Source organism: Streptomyces sp. A 4/2 (genome assembly GCF_940670765.1).
Classification (GTDB): Bacteria; Actinomycetota; Actinomycetes; order Streptomycetales; family Streptomycetaceae; genus Streptomyces.
The window spans coordinates 1-5,926 of the sequence record NZ_CALNVW010000032.1; the positions used below are offsets into that span (position 1 = coordinate 1).

The following is a 5,926-nucleotide window of genomic DNA, read 5'->3' on the forward strand; positions in this document are numbered from 1 at the left end:
CTGCGGCGCCCGGTGTTCGCGGGCTGTTCGGTGGTGCGGTGATGCGGAACGCTCATGACGGACTTCGCCTTCCGAGAAGTGCCGGGAATGAGGGAGCGTTCCTGCGGTGGACTGCCATGAGGCGGATGGCTGAAAAAGGGGCCGGCCGTGGGGTGTTCGCAGCGCGGTGGGCAGGCGCCGGAAGCGGGCCGGAAGGGATGAAACACCGGTGACCTGGAGATGTCACCCTGGTTGGCAGGGAACATACGGCGGGTCCTGCGGATCGGTCAAGACCTGATCGCGCCGGAGATTTCGTCACCGGGGTGCGGTTGTTCGCCGTCCCAGCCCAGCGCCCGGCTGATCCGATGGGCCGCGTCACGCACCTGACCTCCCAGTTCCTGGTAACGCCAGGCGGGCAGACCGAGCTTGAGACCGGTGATGCTGACCGCGCCCGCGCAGACCCCCTGGTCGTCGAGGACCGGCGAACCGATGCAGATGATGCCCTCGGCGTCCTCCTCGTCGTCGACCGCGTAGCCGACCCTGGCGATGTCGCGCAGATGCGACAGGAAGGTCGCGGGGTCGGTGATGGTGCGTGCCGTACGGCGGGGCAGCCCGAACCGTTCGACGATCGAGGCGGCCTCGGTCTGCGGCAGCGCCGAGAGCAGCGCCTTGCCCAGTCCGGTGCAGTGCGGCAGCTCGCGCTGACCCATCCGCAGATCGAGCCGGACCCGCTGGTCGAGCTCGACCTGGTCCACCACGACGGCGTGGCCGTCCTCGGGCAGGGCCAGCCGGGACGCCATGCCGGTGGTCCGGGTCAGCTCCCGCAGCACCGGCTGGGCGACCCCGCGCAGGGACACCTGGGAGCGGGCCCGGTCACCGAGCCGCGCCAGGCTCATGCCCAGCCGGTAGCGGCGGTTCATCCCCTCGCCGTCGTCCGAGACCAGTCCGTACGCACGGAGGGTCTGGAGCATGCCGAAGGCCGCGCTCTTGGAGATGCCGCAGGTCTGGCCGACCTCGGTGACGCTCATGCCGCTTCCGGGCGCGGGGGCGGCGAGCGCCTCGAGGATGTCCGCTGCCCTGGCCACGCTCTTGACCCAGTACTTCGGTTCTTCTGGGGCGGAACTGTTCGTCATAGCAGAACAGCCTAGTCGCTCAAGGGGGGTTGACTGCCGTGTTCGCCCGGACGTAACATCCAGCATCTGTTCTGCTCTACAGAACAGCGTTCTGAAAATGCTGAACAGCACCACCACTCAGCCACCACGCACCACCTCTTCCTGCGGCGACTGCCGGGCGGATGGCGCCAGGGACTCACGGGCCGGGCAGGGCCTGTGAAAACCGACGACTCTCGACGCAAGGAGCAAGCACCATGGGTTCAGGCCCGGTAAGCACCACCTCCGGAGCCCGGCTCGCCGAACGCGCCCGCCAGGTCGTGCCCGGCGGCGTGAACAGCGGCCAGCGCAGCGTGCCCGGACTGACGGACCTCGTCGTCACCGGAACCGACGGCGCACGCTTCCGTACCGCGGACGGACGGGAGTACACCGACTTCCACTCGGCCTTCGGCCCGCCCCTGCTCGGCCACAACGACCCGGACGTGGCCCGCGCCACCGCCGAGGCCGGAGCCACCCTCGGCCACATGGGCGTCGGCGTCACCGAGGGCGAGGTCCTCCTCGCCGAGCAGCTCACCGAACTGATCCCGTCCGTCGAGAAGGTCCTGCTGACCAGCACCGGCAGCGAGGCCACCTTCCACGCCCTGCGCGTCTCCCGGGCCGCCACCGGCCGCCGTCTGGTCGTCAAGTTCCAGGGCTGCTACCACGGTTGGCACGACTCGGTCAGTCTCAACGTCATCTCCGCGCCGGAGAAGGTCGGCGGCCACGACCCGATCTCCACCGGCATCCTCCCCGAGGTGCTCGAAGCCACCCTCGTCCTGCCGTTCAACGACAGCGAGGCCGTCCGCCGCACCTTCGCCGAGCACGGCCAGGACATCGCCGCCGTCATCGTCGAGCCCGTCCCGCACAACGTCGGGGCGCTCCTGCCGTACCAGGAGTTCCTCACCACGCTGCGCGAGGAGACCACGAAGGCCGGCGCCGTCCTGATCTTCGACGAGGTCATCACCGGCTTCCGGCACGACATCGGCGGCTGGCAGAAGATCTCCGGCGTCACCCCCGACCTCACCACCCTGGGCAAGGCCATCGCCAACGGCGCCCCGGTCGGCGCCATCGGCGGCCGGGCCGACCTGATGGACCTCTTCTCCACCCGCCCCGGCGCCCCGGCCTTCTTCGCCGGTACGTACAACGGTCACCCGTCCGTCGTCGCCGCCGCCCTCGCCACCCTGCGCAAGCTCCGCGAGGAGCCGGTCCACGCACACGTGTTCCGTCTCGGCGACCGGGTCCGTACCGAACTGACCGCACTGTACGAGCGGCTCGGCGTCCCGGCCGTGGTCACCGGCTACGGCTCGGTCTTCGTCAGCTACTTCATGCCGGGCGAGACCCCCCGCACCTACGCCGACCTGCTGCACAACGACGCCTCGCTGTTCGTCGGCTACCGCCGCAAGCTCCTGGACCACGGACTGTTCGAGCTGCCGCTCAACCTCAAGCGCAGCCACATCAGTTACGCGCACACCGACGCGGACGTGGACCGTCTGATCGAGGGCACCGAAGCCGCCGTCCGGGCCGTGCTCGCCGAAGGCGGCGCCCGTGACCTGGAGAACACCTCGACCATGGGCGGAGCCGTCAGCTGATGCTCACCGTCAACCGCACCCGCCCGGCCGGTCCCGCAGGACGGATCAGCCGCGTCGAGACCCTGATGCTCGGCACCTCCTGGCGCGACTTCGGCTACGTCCGCGTCCACACCGACGAGGGCCTCACCGGCATCGGTGAGATCACCCACCCCTACCGGGTGCGTGAGGTCTGCGCCCTCACCGAATCGCTCGCCGGGCGCCATCTCATCGGCGCCGACCCCTTCGACATCGAGGAGCTGTGGCTCCGCGTCTACCAGGGCGACTTCCTGCGCGGCGGTGACATGGGCGGCATCGCCCTGTCCGGCCTCGACCAGGCGATGTACGACCTGATGGGCAAGGCGCTCGGGGTCCCCGCCTACCGGCTGACCGGGGGCGCCTGCCGGGACAGGGTCCGGATCTACGCCAACGGCTGGTACACCGGCGAACGCGAGCCGGAGATCTTCGCCGCGAAGGCGAAGGAGACCGTCGCCAAGGGCTTCACCGCCCTCAAGTTCGACCCGTTCGGCCCCGGGCTGCACGAGCTGGAGCGCGCCGAACTGCGCCGCTCCGTCGAGCTGGTGGCCGCGGTGCGCGACGCCATCGGACCGGACGTCGACCTCTTCATCGAGGGCCACGCCCGCTTCGCCATGCCGACCGCCGCCCGGCTGGTCCGCGAGCTGGAGCCGTTCGACATCGGCTGGTTCGAGGAGCCGATGCCCTGGACGCACATCGAGCGGTACGCGGAGCTGCGGCAGCGCGCCGCGTTCCCGATCTCCGGCGGCGAGCACTTCCACAACCGCTACGAGTACAAGCAGCTCTTCGCGACCCACGCCGTCGACATCATCCAGCCCGACCTGTCGATGGCCGGCGGCTTCACCGAGGTCCGCAAACTGGCCGCCATCGCCGACACCCACGGCATGCTGGTCGCCCCGCACAACTCCAACTCGCCGCTGTGCACCACCGTCTCCGTCCACGCGGCGCTCGGCATCCCCAACCTCAAGATCCTCGAAACCTTCGACGGGCTCCTGGAGCCGTACGTCTTCGACGCCCTGCAGGGCACCCTGCCGATCACCGACGGGCACATCGGCCTGCCGACCGCCCCCGGCCTCGGCGTCGAACTCGTCGACGAGGTCTTCGAGGAACACCCGCCCAGCCACCGGTTCTGGAACATGTTCGCGGACGGCTGGGAGAAGCGGAACCGCACATGATCGTCGACGTCCACTCCCATCTCTTCCGGCACAGCCACGACTTCACCGACCCCTTCAAGTCCGACTCGGCCCGTGCCCACGCGGGCGAGGTCGACCTGACGGTCACATGGGAGGAGTACGCGGCCACCGCGCCCGAGGGCACCCGTACGGTCGTCGTCGGCGGCAAGGCCCGCCGCAGCGGCCTGTGGGTCGACGACGCGGCGGTCGCCTCGTACGTCGCACGCCGCCCGGACCGGCTCATCGGCTACCTCTCGATCGACCCCACCCAGCCCGGCTGGCAGGACGAACTCCGCTACGGCCACCAGGAGCTGGGCCTGCGCGGCATCAAACTGATGCCGATGTACGCCGGGTTCGACCCGGCAGCTCAGGAGTACGACGAGCTGTACGGCTACGCGGAACGGCACGGGCTGCCGCTCCTCGTCCACACCGGCACCACCTTCGTCTCCACGGCCCCGCTCGAATGGGCCATGCCCCGCCATCTGGACGCGGTCGCCATCCGCCACCCCGAACTGCGGATGGTCCTCGCCCACCTCGGGCATCCCTTCGAGGGCGAGTGCATCGCCGTCATCCGCAAGCACCCGCACGTGTACGCGGACATCAGCGCCCTGCACTACCGGCCCTTCCAGCTCTGGCACAGCCTCCGGCTGGTCCAGGACTACGGGGTCTGGGACAAGCTGATGTTCGGCAGCGACTACCCCTTCACCACGGTGGACGACTCGATCGCGGGGCTGCGCGAGATCGCCCGTATCCCCGGTATCCCGGGACTGCCGCCGCTGGACGCGGACGCCGTGGAAGAGGTCATCCACCGGCAGTCGCTCGGTCTCCTGGGACTGGACGGCTGACCGGGCCGGGACCCCCGGACCCCGCCGGGCTCCGATCCCGCCGGGCCTCCCGCCGGGCTTCTGGTCCCGTCGGCCTTCCGACTCCGCCGGGCTTCCGATCCCGCCAGGCCCTCGATCACGTGGGCCCCTGAACCTGCCGGGCGGCGGACAGCCGGAGAATCCCCCTCTCCTGTTGTCCCCTCTCCCGGCAGCCGGGCCGCCGCGCACCCCGCCCCCCGGTGTGGCGCGGCGGCCCACCTCTCGTACCACTTCCTCCGAAGGAACCCCGCCATGACCGCAGCTGTCCCGCCCCGCGGCACCGACCGTTTCGATCTCACCGGCCGCACCGCGGTCGTCACCGGAGCCGCTCGTGGCCTGGGCCGGTCCTTCGCCGTCGGCCTCGCCGAGGCCGGCGCCGACGTGGTGCTGGTGGATCTGCCGGGCGCGGACGGCATCGGTACGACCGCGGCGGCCGTCGAGTCCTTGGGGCGGCGCGCCTGGACCTACGGGCAGGACCTCGCGGAGACCGGCGAACTGGCCGCGTTCGTCGACGCCGTACGGGCCGAGGCCGGGCCGCTGCACATCCTCGTCAACAACGCGGGCACCGCCGCCCTGGAACGCTTCAACGAGATCACCCCCGCCAGCTGGTCCCGCGTCATGAGGGTCAACGTCGACGCGGTCTTCTTCCTCACCCAGCGCATCGCCGAGCACATGACCGCCGACGGGGTGGCCGGCCGCATCATCACCATCACCTCGAAGAACGCCCTGGTGGCCGAGGCCGGGCTGGCCCACTACAACGCGTCGAAGGCCGCCGCCCAACTGCTCACCGAGACCCTGGCGGTCGAGCTGGCCCCGTACGGCATCACCGCCAACACCCTCGCGCCCGGCATGGTCGAGACCCCCATCGACGGAGAGTTCCCCTTCGACCGGGAGGCGTTCGAGGCCGCGTACCGCGAGCGGATTCCGCTCGGGCGGTACGCGCAGCCCGACGAGTGCGTGGGCGCGCTGCTGCTGCTGGCCTCGGACGCCGGGGCGTACCTCACCGGTGCCCGCATCGTGGTCGACGGGGGAGTGCTCGCCGATCAGATGCCGCGCATGCGATTCATGCCGCCGTACCGCAACACCCTCTGATTCATCCTGACTTCATCGAGAGCGCGAGGAGCACCTCCGTCATGTCAGCCATGGATTCATCACGCCGTCAT

General features: G+C 70.3%; 5 protein-coding genes. 4 read left to right on the forward strand and 1 reads right to left on the reverse strand.

From position 1 onward, the window contains the following. Positions 1-266: 266 nt before the first annotated feature. Positions 267-1,112 carry an IclR family transcriptional regulator gene (locus tag NBY69_RS24560; RefSeq protein WP_250303646.1) on the reverse strand — a complete coding sequence of 282 codons (846 nt, stop codon included), beginning with the start codon at positions 1,110-1,112 and terminating at the stop codon, positions 267-269. A 233-nt stretch (positions 1,113-1,345) separates the two neighbouring features. On the opposite strand from NBY69_RS24560, the gene NBY69_RS24565 reads away from it, so the two are divergent. The 4 genes from NBY69_RS24565 to NBY69_RS24580 all read left to right on the forward strand — a co-directional run bounded on the left by NBY69_RS24565 (position 1,346) and on the right by NBY69_RS24580 (position 5,855). Then, entirely contained in the window at positions 1,346-2,716 is a 1,371-nt protein-coding gene (locus NBY69_RS24565) for an aspartate aminotransferase family protein (RefSeq protein WP_250303647.1), read from the forward strand. Then, positions 2,716-3,903, forward strand: coding sequence for a mandelate racemase/muconate lactonizing enzyme family protein (locus NBY69_RS24570; RefSeq protein WP_250303648.1), 1,188 nt, complete (start codon positions 2,716-2,718; stop codon positions 3,901-3,903). Before NBY69_RS24565 ends, NBY69_RS24570 begins: the two co-directional genes overlap by 1 nt. After that, on the forward strand, positions 3,900-4,745 hold the full coding sequence (locus tag NBY69_RS24575; protein ID WP_250303649.1) for an amidohydrolase family protein: 846 nt from the start codon (positions 3,900-3,902) through the stop codon (positions 4,743-4,745). Before NBY69_RS24570 ends, NBY69_RS24575 begins: the two co-directional genes overlap by 4 nt. A gap of 270 nt (positions 4,746-5,015) precedes the next feature. Continuing rightward, on the forward strand, positions 5,016-5,855 hold the full coding sequence (locus tag NBY69_RS24580; protein WP_250303650.1) for an SDR family NAD(P)-dependent oxidoreductase: 840 nt from the start codon (positions 5,016-5,018) through the stop codon (positions 5,853-5,855). Positions 5,856-5,926: the final 71 nt, after the last annotated feature.